Origin of the sequence: Flagellimonas yonaguniensis (assembly GCF_029193885.1) — a bacterium.
GTDB classification, from domain to species: domain Bacteria; phylum Bacteroidota; class Bacteroidia; order Flavobacteriales; family Flavobacteriaceae; genus Flagellimonas; species Flagellimonas yonaguniensis.
On the sequence record NZ_JARFVB010000001.1, the window covers coordinates 99,204 to 117,042 of the forward strand.

Consider the following 17,839-nt stretch of genomic DNA (forward strand, 5'->3'; position numbering starts at 1 on the left):
CCCCATACCGCAGACAAAGAGATGCAACTTCGACCCGTGTTCATAGATGGGAAAGAATCCAGTTGAAACAAATAATCACTCCTTCGTTAAAAAATTGTAAAACTATGGAAACTTTTTTTGTTTTTAAAGTTTCCATCCCTACATTTGGCCCCTGATTATGAAGGAGACTATTATAAACAAAGCAACTGAAATGTTCTTGAACCTTGGTTTTAAGAGCATTACCATGGACGATTTGGCCCACGAACTGGGGATATCCAAAAAAACCATCTATTCCTATTTCAAAAACAAAAATGAGCTTGTTGCCGAAACGACCATGTCCATGTCCGAATTTATCACATGTGGAATCAATGATATCATTTCATTGGAAAAGAACCCCATTGAAGAGCTGTACGAGATCAAAAAATTCGTCATGGTCCACATGAAGGACGAAAAGTCTTCTCCCCTATTTCAACTACAGAAATATTACCCAAAGATTTTTAAATCCTTGATGGAAATACAATTTGAATGTACAAACAGATGTGTTTCCGAAAACGTGAAAAGAGGGATCGAAATGGAAATATACCGGGACAATCTTGATGTCGAATTTGTATCTCGCATCTATTTTTCAGGAGTCATGGCCATTAAAAACAACCAACTTTTCCCCACGGATACATTTAACAAACCCCAATTGCTCGATAATTATTTGGAATACCATCTGAGAGGCATCGTGACACCCGAAGGAAGAAAAATACTCAACTCAATCATCAATTCAAACAAAGAATAAATGCGAAAAACGTTAATCAGTCTATTACTAATACTTCCCTGGTTGGCATCTGCGCAAGATACCATACCGAGCCTTAGCTTGGACCAGGCCATTACCTATGCATTAGAGCATAATTACAGTTCTATCAATGCAGAGAGGGATATTTTGGATGCCCAAAAGCAAAAATGGGAGACCATTGCCACGGGACTTCCACAAATCAATGGTGCAGTCAGTTATCAAAACCAGTTGAAGCAGCCCGTTTCACAGATTCCTGCGGAGTTTTTTGGCGGCGAGCCCGGCACTTTCCAAGAGGTGGTTTTTGGTCAGGCGCAATCCATGTCGGCCACGGCCACATTGAGGCAACAAATTTTTGATGGCTCATACATTGTTGGTGTTCAGGCAACCAAAACCTTCTTGGAATACAGTAAAAACAACAAGAAAAAAACAGAACTGGATGTTCGTAAGGCGGTAGTGGAAGCCTACGGCAATGTACTTTTGGCCAGAGAAAGTGTTCTGATCTCGGAAAAGAACAAAGCCACACTCGAAGAAAATCTTTACGAAACCAAGCGCATCTACGAAAATGGCCTTGGGGACGAGGAAAGCGTGGACCAGTTGCAGATTACCTTATCCTCAGTGGACAACCAACTTAAAAATGCCCGCCGTATGGAAAAGATTACCCTGCAAATGTTGAACTTGGTACTGGGGCTTCCCATTGAAACACCTACGGTATTGACCGAAAACTTGGACAATCTTACCCAAAGGGAAATCGATTTGGGACTGATTGATACGCAATTCAACATCGAAAACAATGTGGACTACAAAATGGCCGACAACCTCAACCAACAAAGGGCATTGGAATTAAAATTAGCTAAAAGCTATGCTTTGCCCACTTTGAACGCCTTTGTAAATTATGGAGGAAACTCCTTTAGCGACAATTTCAATTTTTTAAATAGCGGCCAACAATGGTTTGGTTCATCCATTTTAGGGGTAGATCTTAATATTCCCATTTTTAGTTCATTAAAGAGAAGTGCAAGCACCCAACGGGCCAAGATTGCTTTGGAAAAGGCGAAAACCCAATTTACCGAAGCGCAAGCGCAGATTCGCCTTCAATTGGAAAGTGCCAAGAGCGATTATATCCTGGCGATAGAGCAATACGGTACTTCCAAGGAAAATCTAGAGTTGGCGGAACGCATCGAGAAGAAAAATCAAATCAAATATTCCGAAGGTCTGGCCACCAGTTTTGAACTGAGACAAGCCCAGACCCAATTGTATACCAGTCAACAAGAGTATTTACAATCCATGGTCGATGTCATCAACAAGAAGACCGAACTGGAAAACATTTTAAATCAATAATCAAGAAACTCAATCAAATGAAAAAAATAATTCAACTATCCATACTAGGGTTACTCGTGGTCGCCTGCGGGGGTGGAAACAACCAATCCGTTGATGAAGCATTGGCAAGCAAAGATTTAGAGATCATGAGAGCCAAGCGCTCCTCCATTACAGAAGAATTGAAGGCATTGGAGGATCAAGTGAAAAAGCTCGATGATGCCATTGCCGAACTGGATGATAACTCAAAACTACCTTTGGTTTCCACAATTACCGTTCAAGCTGAAAAATTCCAACACTACTTGGAATTGCAAGGCGATGTGATGACGGACCAAAATGTACTGGTCTATCCGGAAATGGCAGGGACACTCTATCGTGTGTATGTAGAAGAAGGACAGCGCGTGTCCAAAGGACAACTGTTGGGTTCCATTGACGACGGCGGGCTATCAAGTCAACTGGCCCAATTAAGAACCCAAGCAGAATTGAGCAAAACCACTTTTGAACGCCAAAAAAGACTTTGGGAGCAAAACATAGGCTCAGAAATCCAATACCTACAAGCCAAAACACAATATGAAGCACAACAAAGTGCTGTAAAACAATTGGAAAGCCAAGTAGGAAAATCTTCCATTCGCGCACCATTTTCAGGTATCGTTGATGATGTGATCAAAGATCAGGGAACCGTGGTCAGTCCAGGCCCGGGCTCCGAAGTATTCAGGATAGTGAACTTATCGGACATGTACATCGATGTGGAGGTTCCAGAGGCCCATTTGCCCAATGTAACACCAGGCAAAAAGGCAGAAGCTTACTTTCCGGTGTTGGACGAATCCATTACCACCGAAGTACGTCAAACAGGGAACTTCATCAACCCCAGCAACCGGTCCTTTATCGCCGAGATTCCTGTTCCCAATAAGGATGGACATATAAAACCCAACCTTACGGCCCAAGTTAAAATCAACGATTATACCAATGAGAATGCCATTCTCATTCCCCAAAGTGTTGTTTCGGAAAATGCGGAAGGAGAGCAATATGTATATGTTATTGCCGAGAAAGATGGTAAAATGGTTGCAAAAAAGTCCATTATAAAACCCGGTAAAACCCAAGGAGACTATTTGGAGGTCCTTGAGGGACTTTCCGCAGGAAGTCAAGTAATTGTTGATGGTGCCCGTAGTGTAAGGGACGGACAAAATGTTCAGGTATCGGATTCAATCACAACTGCTAAAAACCAATAGACCACAATGGAAAAAGCTAAAAAGAACGCAAATAAAGAATTTCGGCTTTCTTCATGGGCCATTGGCAACCCGTCGGTGATCTATGTGATGATCGGACTGTTCTTCATCATAGGTCTGTCTTCCTATTTTGCCATGCCCAGAGAGGATTTCCCCGAAGTGGAGGAAACCAAAATATATATTAGCTCTGTATATCCCGGCAATACCGCCGAGGATATGGAACGACTTATTACCGACCCCCTGGAGGATGTTCTCAAAAATATAAGCAACGTAGTCGAAATCACTTCAACTTCCCAAGAAGATTATTCCATGATCATAGTGGAGTTTGATGAAGAAATTTCAGTTGAAAATGCGAAACAAAAGGTAAAGGACGAAGTAGATACTGAGAAAGCAGGGGAAGATTGGCCAATTTTCAATGGAGCGAAGGTAGAACCCAATGTATTTGACCTCAACTTGGCAGAATCGTTCCCAATCATGAACGTAAACCTTACTGGGGATTATCCGGTTGAAAAACTAAAGGAGTACGCGGAATATTTGGAAGATGAAATCGAAGATCTTACCCAAATAAAAGAGGTGGATATCCGAGGTGCCCAGGAAAAAGAGGTTGAAGTGGCAGTGGATGTATATAAAATGATGGCCTCCCAGGTAAATTTTGATGATGTTATCCAAGCTATCTCCAATGGAAACATGACGATGTCCGCCGGCAATTTGATCACCAGTGGCCAACGAAGGACCATTCGTATCATTGGCGAGATAGACAAACCGTCCGAACTGGAAAACTTTGTGGTCAAATCCGAGAACGGGGCCATTTATCTGCGTGACATTGCCTCCGTATCATTCAAAGAGGAGGACAAAACCACCTATGCAAGGGAACACGGTTCCCCCGTGGTTATGTTGGACATAAAAAAGCGATCAGGAAAAAACACCATTGAGGCCGCCGATATGATTCGTGATCTGGTAGATGATGCAAAGGAGAATCACTTTCCCCCAGACCTAACCGTGACCATTGCGAATGATTCTTCCAGCAGGACCCTGAACCAAGTGGATGACCTGGTGAACAACATCATTTTCGGGATTATCCTTGTAGTGACCGTTTTGATGTTCTTCCTAGGCTTTAGGAACGCCCTTTTTGTAGGTTTCGCCATACCCATGTCCATGTTCATGTCCTTTATGATTCTTTCGGCCATCGGCTACACCTTGAACACCATGATTCTGTTTGGATTGATCATGGGACTGGGAATGTTGGTGGATAATGGGGTTGTTGTGGTCGAGAACGTATATCGACTCATGGAACAGGAAGGCATGTCACGCAAGGAGGCTGCCAAAAAAGGTATTGGTGAAATAGCCATACCCATTATCATATCCACAGCTACCACGGTGGCCGCCTTTGTGCCCTTGGGTGCATGGCCCGGTATTATGGGCAATTTCATGATCTTATTCCCGATTACGCTATCAGTGGTACTCGGTTCTTCATTGTTCGTGGCCATCTTCATGAACTCCATGTTGGTATCACAGTTTATGCAGATTGGTGAAAAAGAACTTACCAGAAAACAATTGATACGACTGAGCGTCATTCTGGGTGGATTTGGCCTGTTCATCTACTTTGTGGGAGGACCCGTTCGCGGACTTGGAACGCTTATGATCGTAGTGGCAGGCATGTTCTGGATCTATAAGTATTTCCTAAAACCATCGGCACGTCGTTTCCAAACCAAAAGTTTGGTGCGATTGGAGAATTTTTACGAAGGCCAATTAAAAAAGGCGCTCCGAGGGAAAAATGTCTATTGGTATGCCGGACTTACCTCTCTGCTGTTGATATTGGCTTTTGTTTTCTTTGGAATATCGTTGGGAACACAACGTACCAAAGTGGAATTCTTCCCCGATAATACACCCAATGAAATCTATGTGTATATAGAATACCCGCAGGGGACCGATATAGACAAGACCAATACCATTACCAAAGATATCGAGGGTAGGGTATATGGTGTGACCGGAAGGAGCAAATACAATAATGGGGACTACAATTATTTGGTACAATCCAGCGTATCCCAAGTAGGTAAAGGTGCTGAAAATCCATTTACCGAAGGAGGCTCCGCAGCGGAAATGCCACATCGTGGTAAAATAACCCTATCCATGCGTGAATACAAATACAGGAATGGATTGGACACCGAAGAACTTCGTCAACAGATTCAGGATACCTTGTCCGGGGTCTATCCGGGTGTGACCATCTCCGTTGAAAAAGATGCTGTTGGACCACCTGCCGGATATCCCATCAACATTGAAATCGAAGGGCAAAATTATGATACCTTGATCAATACCGCAGAACGTATGCGCAACTACATCAACAGCAAGAACATTGCAGGTATCGAAGAGCTCAAAATCGATGTGAACAAGAGCAAACCCGGTATGCAGGTTGAGGTAGATCGTGCCAAGGCTGGGGAATTGGGTGTTTCCGTAGGTCAGGTAGGTCAGCAACTACGCAGGTCCATTTTTGGCGATAAGGCAGGAATTTACAAAAAGGATGGCGAGGACTACGATATCAATGTTCGGTTCAATGAAGATTTGAGGTACAACACAAGTGCCCTGTTCAACCAAAAAATCATTTTCAGGGACCCGTCCAACGGTCAGATCAAGGAAATACCCGTATCTGCAGTAGCCGATAAAAAGAACACCTCATCCTTTAGTGCCATCAAGCATGTGGATACCAAGCGTGTGGTAACCGTATATTCTGCATTAAAACCCGGGTTTACCGATGCTGCTGCCATTGTAGCCCAAATTCAAGAGGAGATGCAAGAATTCAAAGGCCTGCCCCAAGGAGTCAAAATCGATTACACTGGTCAGATTGAGGAACAGAACAAACAAATGTCGTTTTTGATCAGTGCCTTCTTTTTAGGTCTAGGGCTCATTATGCTGATCTTGATCTTTCAATTTGGTGGCATTTCCAAACCCACCATTATTATGATGGCCATTTTCTTGAGTTTCATTGGGGTTTTTGGTGGTCTGATCGTAACCGGATGGTCATTTGTGATCATGATGACCATGATGGGCATCATATCATTGGCAGGTATTGTGGTAAACAATGGAGTGGTACTACTGGACTATACCCAAATCCTGATTGACCGTAAAAAAGTGAACCTTGGTATTTCCGATGATGACCTTTTGAGCAACGAAGATGTTACCGATGCCATCATTAAAGGAGGCAAGGCGCGTTTACGTCCAGTTTTACTGACTGCCATTACCACGGTTTTGGGATTAATCCCCCTTGCTATTGGACTTAACATCAACTTTGTTGGTCTATTCTCGGATTTTAACCCACAGATCTATATGGGAGGGGACAATGTCATCTTCTGGGGTCCATTGGCATGGACTGTAATATTTGGTCTGATTGTGGCCACCTTCTTAACCTTGATCATTGTTCCTGTACTGTTCAACATTAGTTACAGACTTAAGATCAGGATTAAAAAGTGGCAAACAGGACATGAAACGCCAGAGATAGTTACAGAAGAATAGGAGTTTTCATCATATCAAACAAAAAAGCCCCGACCATTTTGGTCGGGGCTTTTCTCTTAAACACTGATTTTAACTATTGGTTTACCGTAACGGCATCGCCTTGGTTCCAATTTTTCACTTGTACAATACGGTTGTCCGTAAAGTCTACTTCGCTCAATCCATCATTCTGCCAAAAGAACCATTTACCGGTCTTTTGTCCATTTTCGTATTGGCCAGTGGCAATTTTTTTACCTTCAACATTGAACATTACCCAATCGCCATGCAACTTTCCGTTCAACATATAACCTGTTTGGGCAATTTCGCCATTGTCGTGAAAATAAGTGGCTTTCACCATTTTTCCCATTTTTTCAAAGGTCGGTTTCGTATCTTGAGCAGATACACTAACCGCAAACATCACCGCCAAAAATAATACTGCTTTTTTCATATTTTATGGGATTTTAATATTGTAATTATCAAATGATAACGTAACAAAGTTACTTAAATTTTACATTAATCACACATTTACATAACATTTAGTTTACATTAAATTAACTTTAAAAATTTAATTAACTATATTTCAATTAGTTAAATATTTATTGAATAAACTATTCTTACCATTTTAACTGGGATTTTATGAACTTTATCCATTAAAAATCATTCAAAATGTTGTTTCAATGTTAATTTAATGTTATCTAATCACGAATGAAGCTCATGTTCTTTGATTAGAAAAAAAAGGAAATACAGAAAATGGACATATCTCCTAAAAAATACCCGCATTCCTATTAAATTTGCGCTCTCATAACAAACATCATGTACAGAAGCAATACTTGTGGTGCATTAAGGGCATCGGATATAGGTTCGGAAGTTATTTTAAGTGGATGGGTGCACAAGGTCCGTGACAAAGGTTTTGTGGCATGGGTGGATCTACGCGACCGCTATGGCATCACCCAATTGGTTTTTGACCATGAACGCACCTCTGAAGACCTTCTGGAACAAGCCCGCGAATTGGGTCGTGAAACCGTTATCCAAGCTAAGGGAGAAGTGATAGAACGTGCTTCAAAAAATCCAAATATCCCGACGGGGGAAATAGAAGTTCTTGTAACCGAGCTTACCATCTTGAACAATTCATTACTTCCCCCCTTTACTATCGAAGATGAAACCGATGGTGGCGAAGACATCCGTATGAAGTACCGTTATCTGGACATTCGAAGGAATCCCGTCAAGAACAAACTTATCTTTAGACATAAAGTGACCATGGAGGTCAGAAAATATCTGTCCGACCAAGGTTTTATCGATATCGAGACCCCATATTTAATAAAATCCACTCCCGAAGGAGCAAGGGACTTTTTAGTGCCAAGCCGTATGAACGAAGGTCAGTTCTATGCCCTTCCCCAATCCCCACAAACTTTTAAGCAGTTGTTGATGGTCGGTGGAATGGACAAATACTTCCAAATCGTAAAATGCTTTAGGGACGAAGACCTTCGCGCTGACCGCCAGCCAGAGTTTACTCAAATAGACTGTGAAATGGCGTTTGTGGAGCAAGAAGATATTTTGAACACCTTTGAAGGTCTGACCAAACATCTTTTAAAAGAAATCAAGGGTGTCGAAGTGGACGAGTTTCCTCGTATGACCTATGATGATGCCATGCGTTTGTATGGAAACGATAAACCTGATATCCGTTTTGGCATGCAGTTCGGCGAACTGAACGAAGTGGCACAACATAAAGATTTCAATGTATTCAACTCTGCGGAATTGGTGGTGGGAATTGCCGTTCCAGGGGCTGCTTCGTACACCAGAAAAGAAATTGATAAACTAATCGATTGGGTAAAACGTCCACAAGTTGGCGCCAAGGGGATGGTTTATGTGAAATGTAACGAAGATGGCACTTACAAATCTTCCGTGGACAAGTTCTACGACCAAGAGGATTTGGCCAAATGGGCCGAGGTAACCGGAGCCACACCCGGAGACCTTATCTGTGTGCTATCTGGAAATACCAACGAAACCCGTACACAATTGAGCGCACTTCGCATGGAATTGGCAACTCGTTTGGGCCTCAGAAAATCCGATGAATTTGCTCCACTATGGGTTATTGATTTCCCACTATTGGAGTTGGATGAGGAAACAGGGAAATACCACGCAATGCACCATCCATTTACCTCACCAAAACCCGGCCAGTTGGAATTATTGGACACAAAACCTGGCGAGGTAAAGGCAAATGCTTACGATTTGGTGCTGAACGGAAATGAAATCGGTGGCGGTTCCATCAGGATTTATGATAAAGAGACCCAAGCAACCATGTTCAAACATTTGGGCTTTACACCCGAAGAGGCCAAAGCACAATTTGGCTTTTTGATGGATGCCTTCCAATATGGGGCACCTCCACATGGTGGCATTGCATTTGGTTTGGATAGATTAGTAGCTATTTTGGGTGGGCAGGAGACCATCCGAGACTACATTGCCTTCCCTAAAAACAATAGCGGCAGGGATGTTATGATCGATGCCCCTGCCAATATTGATGAGGAGCAACTCAACGAATTGCATCTGAAGCTCGACCTTTAAATTGTTTTTTTCCATATCATTGTGTTATGATCGGAAGGTTTACATTCTTATCATCCTCAATACTAGCCGCTTTATTCATTGTTTTTGGATGTAATCGGCGTCAAAAAGACAACACCCATATTGTTGATGGGAACAAGTACACTCATAGAATTGGATATATAGACCCTACTGAGGCCCTGTTGAACAAAGGCTTTAAGGTTTGTGACGAAAACAAGATTTACCAATATTACAATCCCGAAGCTGCTACGTTCGGCAAAGGCAAAAATGGCCTCAGGAAGTTTATTACGGAAAATTATCACAATAGGGGTTATACCGATTCAGGTTATTTAACCATTCGTTTTGTAATCAATTGTGAAGGAGAAGCTGGGAGATACGTGATCCATGAAAATGATTTGGATTTAAATCCTACAAAGTTGGACCCCCAGATGGTGGAGCATCTCTTTGAATTGACATCCCAATTAAAAAAATGGAATCCCAATATTATAAAAGGAGAGCCTAAGGATTCCTACATGTTTATAACTTATCGTATTGAGAATGGTAAGATCGTGGAAATATTACCTTAGCATTTTGGTATTGCTGCTTTCCTGCAAAACCAAAGAGACCGACTCTTTGGCCGCTGAAAGAAGGGCTTTGGCCGAGCAGGTATTTGAAGAAGCAGTTCAATATGGGCAAGGCTCCCCAGAATGCATGCGCCTCTTGGAAAAAGCCACCCTTATTGACTCCACCTATGCAGAAGCCATTCATGAGCTTTCGGTTGCCTATTTAAAAAGAGGATATCCCCATAAATGGAAACCATTGTTTGATAAAGCTGTTCGTCACGATCCAAAATCGTGGCTGGCGGCAAGGGGCAACATCTATCTTGTTTCCTACCGGGATTATAAAAAAGCTTTGGCGGATTTTGATGCTGCCGACACACTTACTCCCGGCTTTGTGGACTATACCGGGGGCCACAGCATAAACTTTTGGCGAGGTATGGCCTATCTGGGATTAAAAGATTACGAAAATTGCATCGCCTTTTACGATAAGCATATCAAAAAAGAAACAGAGGAAACAGGGGAAGATTGGGTTGAAATAGAGGCATTCTTATATAGGGGCATAGCCAAATATGAGCTGGGAAATATTTTCACCGCCAAAAAAGATTTTGAGAAAGTTTTACGTTATACTCAAAAATCAGCAGATGCCAAATACTACCTTTCCAAAGTTTTAAAGCAACAAGGAGTCATCGATTCCGCTAAAATATATATTGAACAAGCTAAAGAAGATTTTCAGGAAGGGTACTATAATCAAAGAGCATATGTGGAAGCCCTTCGACAAATCTATTGGGAGGATTTAATAGCACAGCAAAAATCAGTGGATACAAGTTTAAGCCTATAATTCGAAAAATAACCTCATGCCGAACAGGTACAAAAAGCTTTTTACCCGTTTTCTCAAATGGCGGTATAGAAATATCTCCAATAGGACCTTTATTCAGGTTATGAGCTTGGTTGTGGGATTTTTGGCTGGATTGGTTGCAGTTACCGTTAAAAACTCCACCTATTTTATTGAAGCCCTTTTAAAAAAGGGCATTGTATCCTCGGAAAATCAATTGTACTTCATACTTCCCACTATTGGCCTCGCACTGGTTTATCTATACGTGAAATTTGTCCATAAAGAACCATTACAGCATGCGGTATCCTCTATTATATTCTCGCTTTCTAAAAAAAGGGGCTTGCTCAAGCTCAAGGACATCTATACTCCTTTGATCACAGCACCGCTAACGGTTGGTTTTGGTGGTTCCGTAGGATTATTGGGTCCGGCCGTAAAATCAGGGGCGGCCTTGAGTTCCAATTTGAGTCGATTATTTCACATCGATGCTAAGACCAGGACACTCTTGGTGGCCTGTGCTTCCGCTGGAGCAATTGCCTCTATTTTTCAATCGCCCATTGCAGCTATCATCTTTGCCGTAGAGATTTTTACACTGGACCTGACCATGATGTCCATGCTACCCTTGCTTTTGGCTTCTATTTCTGGTGTATTGACCTCCTATTTCTTTCTAGGGAATGAAGTCTTGTTCAGTTTTTCACTATCCGAAGGCTTTAAACTAAAGGATACGGTCTTTTACATACTCTTGGGTGTGGGCACAGGTTTTGCCTCCATCTATTTTACCAAGATGTATTTTGCCATACTCTCGATTTTTAAAAAATTGAAAAGTCCCAAATATAAATTATTGGTGGGCGGTATTGCCATTGGGATAATGCTATATGCAATTCCCCCACTATACGGGGAAGGTTTTGGTTTTATCAACAATTTGTTGGAGGGCGACCATTTAAAAGCACTTGGCACAACGCCTTTCGATGCTTTCACTGATAATATTTGGGTGGTAATTGCCCTCTTGTTCGGAATTACCATTTTCAAGGCCATTGCCATGACAACGACCATAGGTGCAGGTGGTGCAGGTGGAGTATTTATTCCTACTATGGTAATGGGAAGTGCACTTGGGAATGTAGTCGCCAAGGTAATCAACAACTTGGGCTTGGGATTCTCCGTTTCCGAAAGTAATTTCACCCTTATTGGCATGGCCGGTTTGATTGCAGGGGTAATACACGCACCGTTGACCGCCATCTTTTTGATTGCTGAGATTACCGGAGGATATCAGCTTTTTGTTCCACTGATGATCACGGCCTCCATCTCTTATCTGATCACCAAAAACGCCTTGGATTATACCATTTACACCAAGGAACTGGCCAAAATCGGAGCGCTTTTATCACACAACAAGGATCAAATGGTGCTCGGGCTTATGGAAATGGACGATGTGATAGAAAAGAATTTCAGGCCCGTACACCCAAAAATGTCCTTGGGTGAAATGCTGCATCAATCCGTTTCCAAATCCAAAAGGAATCTTTTCCCTGTTTTGGATGACGACAAAAAATTGATTGGAATCATTGTCTTGGACGATATCAGGCCCATGATGTTCGACACCGAAATGTACGACACCGTTTTTGTTAAAAATTTGATGCATGCTCCACCAGAGGTCATCTTTTATGAAACGGACAACATGAAACAAGTGATGAAAAAGTTTCAGGACAGTGGTGCTTGGAACTTGCCCGTAATAAAAAATGGCAAATACGAAGGCTTTATTTCCAAATCAAAAATGTTGACGGCCTATCGTAGAAAACTGATTAATTATTCGCAATGAAAATCAAACTGAAGTATATTATCTTCCTCATCATGCTAGCTTCCCTTGGGTCAATCTTTTATGGCCTTTCCTTGGAAGAGGAACATCCCAATGCCCCAAAATACATTGGCGGAGGTACTGTAGGACTCTTTTTGGTGGCCATGCCACTTTTCCTTTGGAAAGAAAGCAAGGTAAAAAACATGAAAGATTATATGTTAACCAAGGGAAATATTAAGAAAATGCAAGAAAAAGAACGTGAAAACACTGAAAATCAATAATTTTCGTGAGATTTAAAGTTCATTTCACTCAATCAGCCGTAAAAAAAGTTACATTCGTGTTTTAACATTTTATTTATTTTTTAATGACTGGTACAGTAAAATTTTTCAATGATTCCAAAGGATATGGATTCATTACAAACGACGACACAGGAAAAGACATCTTTGTTCATGTTACAGCATTGAACGGAGTGGAATTGAACGAAGGCGACAAAGTAGAATACATCGAAGAAGAAGGAAGAAAAGGAGTGGTTGCTGCACGAGTGCAGGTAATCGGATAATAATATTTTATTTTGATTTGATTTCAAAACCTCGGCATTGCCGGGGTTTTTTTGTTCAGTTTAAGTTCCGGCGCTGGATAAAGAAACGCTTGAGCAGTTCCGAAGCTTCTTTTTCCATTACTCCCCCCACCACTTCCGTTTTGGGATGTAAGTGCCCTCCCATAACGCTAAATCCACGTTCTAGATCAGCTGCCCCATAGACCACTCTCGAAATTTGACTCCAATACAAGGCCCCAGCGCACATTTGGCAAGGTTCCAGGGTTACATACAACGTGCAGCCCTGAAGATATTTCCCTCCCAAAAAGTTGGATGCTGCGGTAATCGCCTGCATTTCGGCATGGGCCGTAACATCCTTTAAACGTTCGGTAAGGTTGTGGCCCCTCCCAATGATCCTGTTGTTCACTACAATGACGGCACCAACAGGTACTTCACCATTTTCAAAGGCCATTTCCGCCTCTTGCATGGCTCTCTTCATAAAATAGTTGTCATCAAAGGGGTTCTCCACGATTTTTATCCATTTTTTCAACAGATTGCTAAGCTACACATAAAATAATCTTAGGGAGAATCGATACTTTTGTTTTTTTAATCATTGGAAAGGCTTTTAACACATATCAAATCCCCCAAAGACCTCAAAAAATTGAGCTTGGACGAATTGCCCAAACTTGCCCAAGAATTGAGGGAATTCATTATTGATATTGTTTCGACCAAAGAAGGGCATTTAGGTGCCAGTTTGGGCGTTGTGGAACTTACCATTGCTCTACATTATGTGTTCAACACCCCAAAAGACAAACTCATCTGGGATGTGGGCCACCAAGCCTACGGGCATAAAATTTTGACGGGCCGCAAAGAAATTTTTGAAACCAACCGGCAATTGGGCGGTATAAGTGGATTTCCCAAACGAAGTGAGAGCGAGTACGATGATTTTGGAACAGGACACAGCTCCACTGCCATCTCGGCCATATTGGGAATGGCGATGGTCTCCAAACTAAAAGGAGAGTTTTCCAAACAACATATTGCCGTAGTGGGCGATGCTTCCATTGCCAGTGGGATGGCTTTTGAAGGGCTCAACCATTTGGGCGTGACGAATATCAACGCATTAATTGTACTGAACGATAACGCCATAGGAATTGACCCAAGCGTCGGCGCTCTAAAAAAATACCTTACCAATGTAAAGGTGGGCACAGCTAAGGACGAAAACATTTTTGAATGTCTCAACCTTAACTATTCCGGTCCAATTGATGGTCATGATATAAAAGCCTTGGTTGCCGAACTGGAACGCTTGAAACACGTCGATGGTCCTAAATTGCTCCATATCATCACTACAAAAGGGAAAGGGCTAAAACAGGCAGAGGAAAACCAAGTGGTGTACCATGCCCCGGGCAAGTTTGATAAAATCACAGGGGAACGATTAAAAAAAACGGGGCAAGTCCAACCACCGAAATACCAAGATGTATTTGGGCATACTATCGTGGAACTGGCCAAGAAAAATGAAAAAATCGTAGGGATTACCCCTGCCATGCCCAGTGGTAGTTCCCTTAAATTCATGATGGACCAAATGCCCGACCGTGCTTTTGATGTGGGCATCGCCGAGCAACATGCCGTAACCCTCGCTGCGGGAATGGCCACCCAAGGTTTGGTCCCTTTCTGCAATATTTACTCCACCTTTTTACAGCGGGCCTACGATCAGGTCATACACGATGTGGCCCTGCAAAAGCTTCCCGTTGTTTTTTGTTTGGACCGAGCTGGTCTGGTAGGACAGGATGGACCTACGCACCACGGCGTTTTTGACATGGCCTTTTTACGATGTGTCCCAAACCTCATCATTTTTGCCCCGATGAACGAGATGGAACTTCGAAACATTTTGTACACCGCCCAATTGGGATTGGACAGACCCATTGCCATACGGTATCCAAGAGGTCGAGGCACCACCATTGATTGGAGGAATGCTGTTGAATCCATCAAAATAGGAACTTCCCGATGTTTGAAGGAAGGTTCTGAAATCGCCGTGCTTACCATTGGCCATATAGGAAATGATGTTGAAAAACTCATCAAAAAATTAGATGCCTCAAAAAAAATCGGGCATTACGACATGCGTTTTGTGAAACCGTTGGATAAAAACACCTTACGCACTATTTTTAGCCAGTACAAGCACATCATAACGGTGGAGGACGGCACTAAAACAGGTGGTTTTGGATCTGCGATTTTGGAATTTGCCAACGAAGAGGGGATATCAAAACCTGTTAAAATATTCGGAGTGCCCGATCAATTTGTGGAACAAGGAACAATACCCGAAACCCATAAACTGGCTGGTATAGATTTTGATACCATACATTCATACATACAATCAACCTTAAACCAATGCGTATAAATTGCTTTTTAATCCTATTCCTTACCGCTTTTCTATCAGCCAATGCCCAGGTAACCCAATTAAAGGCTTTTGAAATCGATAGTACCGATGGTGACTTTAAAATTATCCGCATCAAAGATGTAAAACTCAAATACCTCACACGAAACGCAAAATTGACCGATCCCCGTACTGTGTTGAACAGGGTAAAGCCTTTGAGTGTTTGGTACAATCGGTTCAAGCCCACATCATTCTGGAAAAAAGTCAACAAATTTGGACTTAACATCAGTGAGGTATCCTTTGTAAACTGGAATGCAGGGGGGGACAACTCTGTATCCGCACTTGCAAGTGCCGATTTTGCCCGGAATTACAAGTTTCGCTATTTAAGTTGGAACAACGAGGCACAACTTAGGTACGGACTCAATGCACAGGAGGGGCGCAAGCTTCGGAAAACGGACGACCAGATTCGATTGTCCACCACGCTCAGTTTCAGAAAGGACACCATTACCAATTGGTACTATTCCGTAAAGGCCAATATAAGAACACAGTTTTCCAATGGTTATAAATATCCTGATCGGGAAACACCGATTTCGAGGTTCATGGCACCAGGATATTTGTTTGTCGGTGTCGGTACATCTTACCTTCCTCCCAAAGACCAATTCAACCTGTATATTTCCCCGGCCACGATGAAATCCACTTTTGTTTTGGATGAAGTACTGTCCAATCAAGGTGCATTTGGTGTTGAAGAAGGCAAGAATGTCTTTTTGGAGCTTGGTTTCCTCATAACCAATACTTGGGAGACCGAAATTGCGAGGAATGTTCTTATGAACCATCGTCTCAACCTATATACCGATTATGTGCGGAGTTTTGGTAACATAGATGTGGATTGGGAGCTGAATTTCAATTTAAAGGTCAACGACTTTCTGAATGCAAATATTGGTACCCACATCATCTTTGATGATGATATCAAGTTCGACGAGGAAATTGCAGGAGATGGAACCGTGATAGATCCTGGAATATCCCGAATCCAGTTCAAACAGCTACTGGGAGTTGGGTTGCTCTATTCCTTTTAGATTTTACGCCCCGTTAATTTATCATGGATGTGCACTGCTGCACTATCGGATAAGCTGGCTACAAAACAACTGGTGTCCAGTAGTATTTTATAGATTGACGTATCCGTGTTCCTGTAGTTTTCAGGTAAGCTTTTGATGAGCAATCGATCGTAATTGGTATCGCTCCCCTTCTTCACATTGATCAGGGCCGTGGTGTAGATATCCAATAAGTCCGAAATGATTCGGTATCCGGCCAATTCTTTATCGATCACCTCGGTGGATTGATAAATTTTCTCCACACTCAATTTAATGATGTCTTCCACCTGTGCCGTATATTTACCCCTATCGAGCAACGATGCATCGAACTCGCCCTTCAGAATTTTTTCTTCGTTCTTCACAAAAACGTCCACTGCATCGCCTATCAGGGTACTAATGGCAAGCGCCCTCAAATAGCTCAATCGGTCACTTGAGGTGGTCATTGCATTGTATTTTTTGGTATTGATATTGTCCTTTACCAAATTGATGAGATATTCCAAGGCATACTCTTCAGGTATCAACCCTAAATTGATACCATCTTCAAAATCGATGATGGTATAGCAAATATCATCCGCCGCCTCGACCAAATAGGTCAATGGATGTCTCAAAAACCCCGTTTCCGGATGATTCGGGTTGGGCAATAAGCCAATTTCTTCCACGAGTTCATTGAAAAACCCCTTTTCGGATTGAAAAAAGCCAAATTTTTTATCGGCAATGTTCTTGGAAGGCTTCTTGGGCAAGGACCCCTTCGGGTATTTGATAAACGCGCCCAAAGTGGCATAACTTAACCGTAATCCACCCGGCACCCCTTCCCTGGATTCGGTCAAAAGCTTGAAACCGTTGGCATTGCCTTCGAAATCGATAAGGTCTTGGTATTCTTCTGGAGTCAAGGCATCTTCGTAAAATTTCCCTTTACCTTGTTTAAAATAATTGCCAATGGCCTTTTCCCCACTGTGCCCAAATGGAGGATTGCCAATATCGTGTGCCAATGCAGCAGCGGCCACGATAGCTCCAAAATCGTTAAAATGATGTCCATGGACCTCGGACAAAAACGGATATTTGGTCAAAATCTGTTGCCCGGCGATACGTCCAAGACTTCTTCCTACAACCGATACTTCCATACTATGGGTCAAACGAGTATGCACAAAGTTCTTCTGCGAACCTAAGGCAATGGGCATGGGAAACACTTGTGTCTTGTCCTGCAAACTTCTAAAAGCTGACGAAAAAACTATCCGGTCGTAGTCCACCTCGAACCCTAATCGGGTCTCATTTTGTTCCTTTCGTAGTCGTTTTCCGGTATCCCCGTGACGTTTTAAAGAAAGTAATTGCTCCCAGTTCATTGGCCATTGATTTGC

The 17,839-nt window shown here is 42.4% G+C and carries 15 protein-coding genes; 12 read left to right on the forward strand and 3 right to left on the reverse strand.

Features of this window, described 5'->3' with window-relative positions; all coding sequences use genetic code 11:
• The first annotated feature begins 157 nt into the window (after positions 1-157).
• The 4 genes from PY092_RS00420 to PY092_RS00435 are packed head-to-tail and all read left to right on the forward strand — an operon-like array spanning position 158 to position 6,804.
• A complete protein-coding gene (locus tag PY092_RS00420) occupies positions 158-763 on the forward strand; it encodes a TetR/AcrR family transcriptional regulator (protein WP_275613884.1) in 606 nt (201 codons plus the stop codon).
• Positions 764-2,095: a TolC family protein gene (locus PY092_RS00425; protein ID WP_275613885.1), complete on the forward strand. Its 1,332-nt coding sequence runs from the start codon at positions 764-766 to the stop codon at positions 2,093-2,095. It begins immediately after the preceding gene.
• A 17-nt stretch (positions 2,096-2,112) separates the two neighbouring features.
• On the forward strand, positions 2,113-3,300 hold the full coding sequence (locus PY092_RS00430) for an efflux RND transporter periplasmic adaptor subunit (RefSeq protein ID WP_275613886.1): 1,188 nt from the start codon (positions 2,113-2,115) through the stop codon (positions 3,298-3,300).
• 6 nt (positions 3,301-3,306) lie between these two features.
• Positions 3,307-6,804 (forward strand): efflux RND transporter permease subunit, encoded by a 3,498-nt coding sequence (locus PY092_RS00435; protein WP_275613887.1) that lies wholly within the window; start codon positions 3,307-3,309, stop codon positions 6,802-6,804.
• Positions 6,805-6,877: 73 nt separating this feature from the next.
• On the opposite strand, the gene PY092_RS00440 is transcribed toward PY092_RS00435, so the two are convergent.
• Complete coding sequence (locus PY092_RS00440) at positions 6,878-7,228, reverse strand: toxin-antitoxin system YwqK family antitoxin (RefSeq protein ID WP_275613888.1); 351 nt, start codon at positions 7,226-7,228, stop codon at positions 6,878-6,880.
• A 365-nt stretch (positions 7,229-7,593) separates the two neighbouring features.
• Between PY092_RS00440 and aspS the strand changes: the two genes are divergently transcribed.
• From aspS to PY092_RS00470, 6 genes are all read left to right on the forward strand, one after another.
• A complete protein-coding gene (gene aspS, locus PY092_RS00445; protein WP_275613889.1) occupies positions 7,594-9,342 on the forward strand; it encodes an aspartate--tRNA ligase in 1,749 nt (582 codons plus the stop codon).
• Positions 9,343-9,368: 26 nt separating this feature from the next.
• Complete coding sequence (locus PY092_RS00450; protein WP_275613890.1) at positions 9,369-9,905, forward strand: hypothetical protein; 537 nt, start codon at positions 9,369-9,371, stop codon at positions 9,903-9,905.
• Complete coding sequence (locus PY092_RS00455) at positions 9,877-10,716, forward strand: tetratricopeptide repeat protein (RefSeq protein ID WP_275613891.1); 840 nt, start codon at positions 9,877-9,879, stop codon at positions 10,714-10,716. The genes PY092_RS00450 and PY092_RS00455 overlap by 29 nt, the downstream gene beginning before the upstream one ends.
• Positions 10,717-10,732: 16 nt before the next feature.
• Positions 10,733-12,517, forward strand: a complete 1,785-nt coding sequence (locus PY092_RS00460) for a chloride channel protein (protein WP_275613892.1) — start codon at positions 10,733-10,735, stop codon at positions 12,515-12,517.
• On the forward strand, positions 12,514-12,774 hold the full coding sequence (locus PY092_RS00465; protein ID WP_275613893.1) for a hypothetical protein: 261 nt from the start codon (positions 12,514-12,516) through the stop codon (positions 12,772-12,774). Before PY092_RS00460 ends, PY092_RS00465 begins: the two co-directional genes overlap by 4 nt.
• Before the next feature lie 83 nt (positions 12,775-12,857).
• Positions 12,858-13,052, forward strand: coding sequence for a cold-shock protein (locus PY092_RS00470; RefSeq protein ID WP_108245446.1), 195 nt, complete (start codon positions 12,858-12,860; stop codon positions 13,050-13,052).
• A 55-nt stretch (positions 13,053-13,107) separates the two neighbouring features.
• On the opposite strand, the gene PY092_RS00475 is transcribed toward PY092_RS00470, so the two are convergent.
• Positions 13,108-13,557, reverse strand: a complete 450-nt coding sequence (locus PY092_RS00475; RefSeq protein ID WP_275613894.1) for a nucleoside deaminase — start codon at positions 13,555-13,557, stop codon at positions 13,108-13,110.
• A gap of 84 nt (positions 13,558-13,641) precedes the next feature.
• On the opposite strand from PY092_RS00475, the gene PY092_RS00480 reads away from it, so the two are divergent.
• Both PY092_RS00480 and PY092_RS00485 read left to right on the forward strand, forming a co-directional pair.
• The gene (locus PY092_RS00480; protein WP_275613895.1) at positions 13,642-15,420 is read left to right on the forward strand and encodes a 1-deoxy-D-xylulose-5-phosphate synthase; all 1,779 of its coding nucleotides are present in this window, start codon (positions 13,642-13,644) and stop codon (positions 15,418-15,420) included.
• On the forward strand, positions 15,411-16,469 hold the full coding sequence (locus PY092_RS00485; protein ID WP_275613896.1) for a DUF3078 domain-containing protein: 1,059 nt from the start codon (positions 15,411-15,413) through the stop codon (positions 16,467-16,469). The genes PY092_RS00480 and PY092_RS00485 overlap by 10 nt, the downstream gene beginning before the upstream one ends.
• Here the strand turns inward: PY092_RS00485 and dgt are convergent.
• The gene (gene dgt, locus PY092_RS00490; protein ID WP_275613897.1) at positions 16,466-17,824 is read right to left on the reverse strand and encodes a dGTP triphosphohydrolase; all 1,359 of its coding nucleotides are present in this window, start codon (positions 17,822-17,824) and stop codon (positions 16,466-16,468) included. The two genes, PY092_RS00485 and dgt, sit on opposite strands and share 4 nt — an antisense overlap.
• Between the last annotated feature and the right edge of the window lie 15 nt (positions 17,825-17,839).

Coding starts and splice junctions, on each gene's coding strand:
- PY092_RS00420 (WP_275613884.1), top strand. CDS start 158: ATGAAGGAGACTATTATAAACAAAGCAACTGAAATGTTCTTGAACCTT.
- PY092_RS00425 (WP_275613885.1), top strand. CDS start 764: ATGCGAAAAACGTTAATCAGTCTATTACTAATACTTCCCTGGTTGGCA.
- PY092_RS00430 (WP_275613886.1), top strand. CDS start 2,113: ATGAAAAAAATAATTCAACTATCCATACTAGGGTTACTCGTGGTCGCC.
- PY092_RS00435 (WP_275613887.1), top strand. CDS start 3,307: ATGGAAAAAGCTAAAAAGAACGCAAATAAAGAATTTCGGCTTTCTTCA.
- PY092_RS00440 (WP_275613888.1), bottom strand. CDS start 7,228: ATGAAAAAAGCAGTATTATTTTTGGCGGTGATGTTTGCGGTTAGTGTA.
- aspS (WP_275613889.1), top strand. CDS start 7,594: ATGTACAGAAGCAATACTTGTGGTGCATTAAGGGCATCGGATATAGGT.
- PY092_RS00450 (WP_275613890.1), top strand. CDS start 9,369: ATGATCGGAAGGTTTACATTCTTATCATCCTCAATACTAGCCGCTTTA.
- PY092_RS00455 (WP_275613891.1), top strand. CDS start 9,877: ATGGTAAGATCGTGGAAATATTACCTTAGCATTTTGGTATTGCTGCTT.
- PY092_RS00460 (WP_275613892.1), top strand. CDS start 10,733: ATGCCGAACAGGTACAAAAAGCTTTTTACCCGTTTTCTCAAATGGCGG.
- PY092_RS00465 (WP_275613893.1), top strand. CDS start 12,514: ATGAAAATCAAACTGAAGTATATTATCTTCCTCATCATGCTAGCTTCC.
- PY092_RS00470 (WP_108245446.1), top strand. CDS start 12,858: ATGACTGGTACAGTAAAATTTTTCAATGATTCCAAAGGATATGGATTC.
- PY092_RS00485 (WP_275613896.1), top strand. CDS start 15,411: ATGCGTATAAATTGCTTTTTAATCCTATTCCTTACCGCTTTTCTATCA.
- dgt (WP_275613897.1), bottom strand. CDS start 17,824: ATGAACTGGGAGCAATTACTTTCTTTAAAACGTCACGGGGATACCGGA.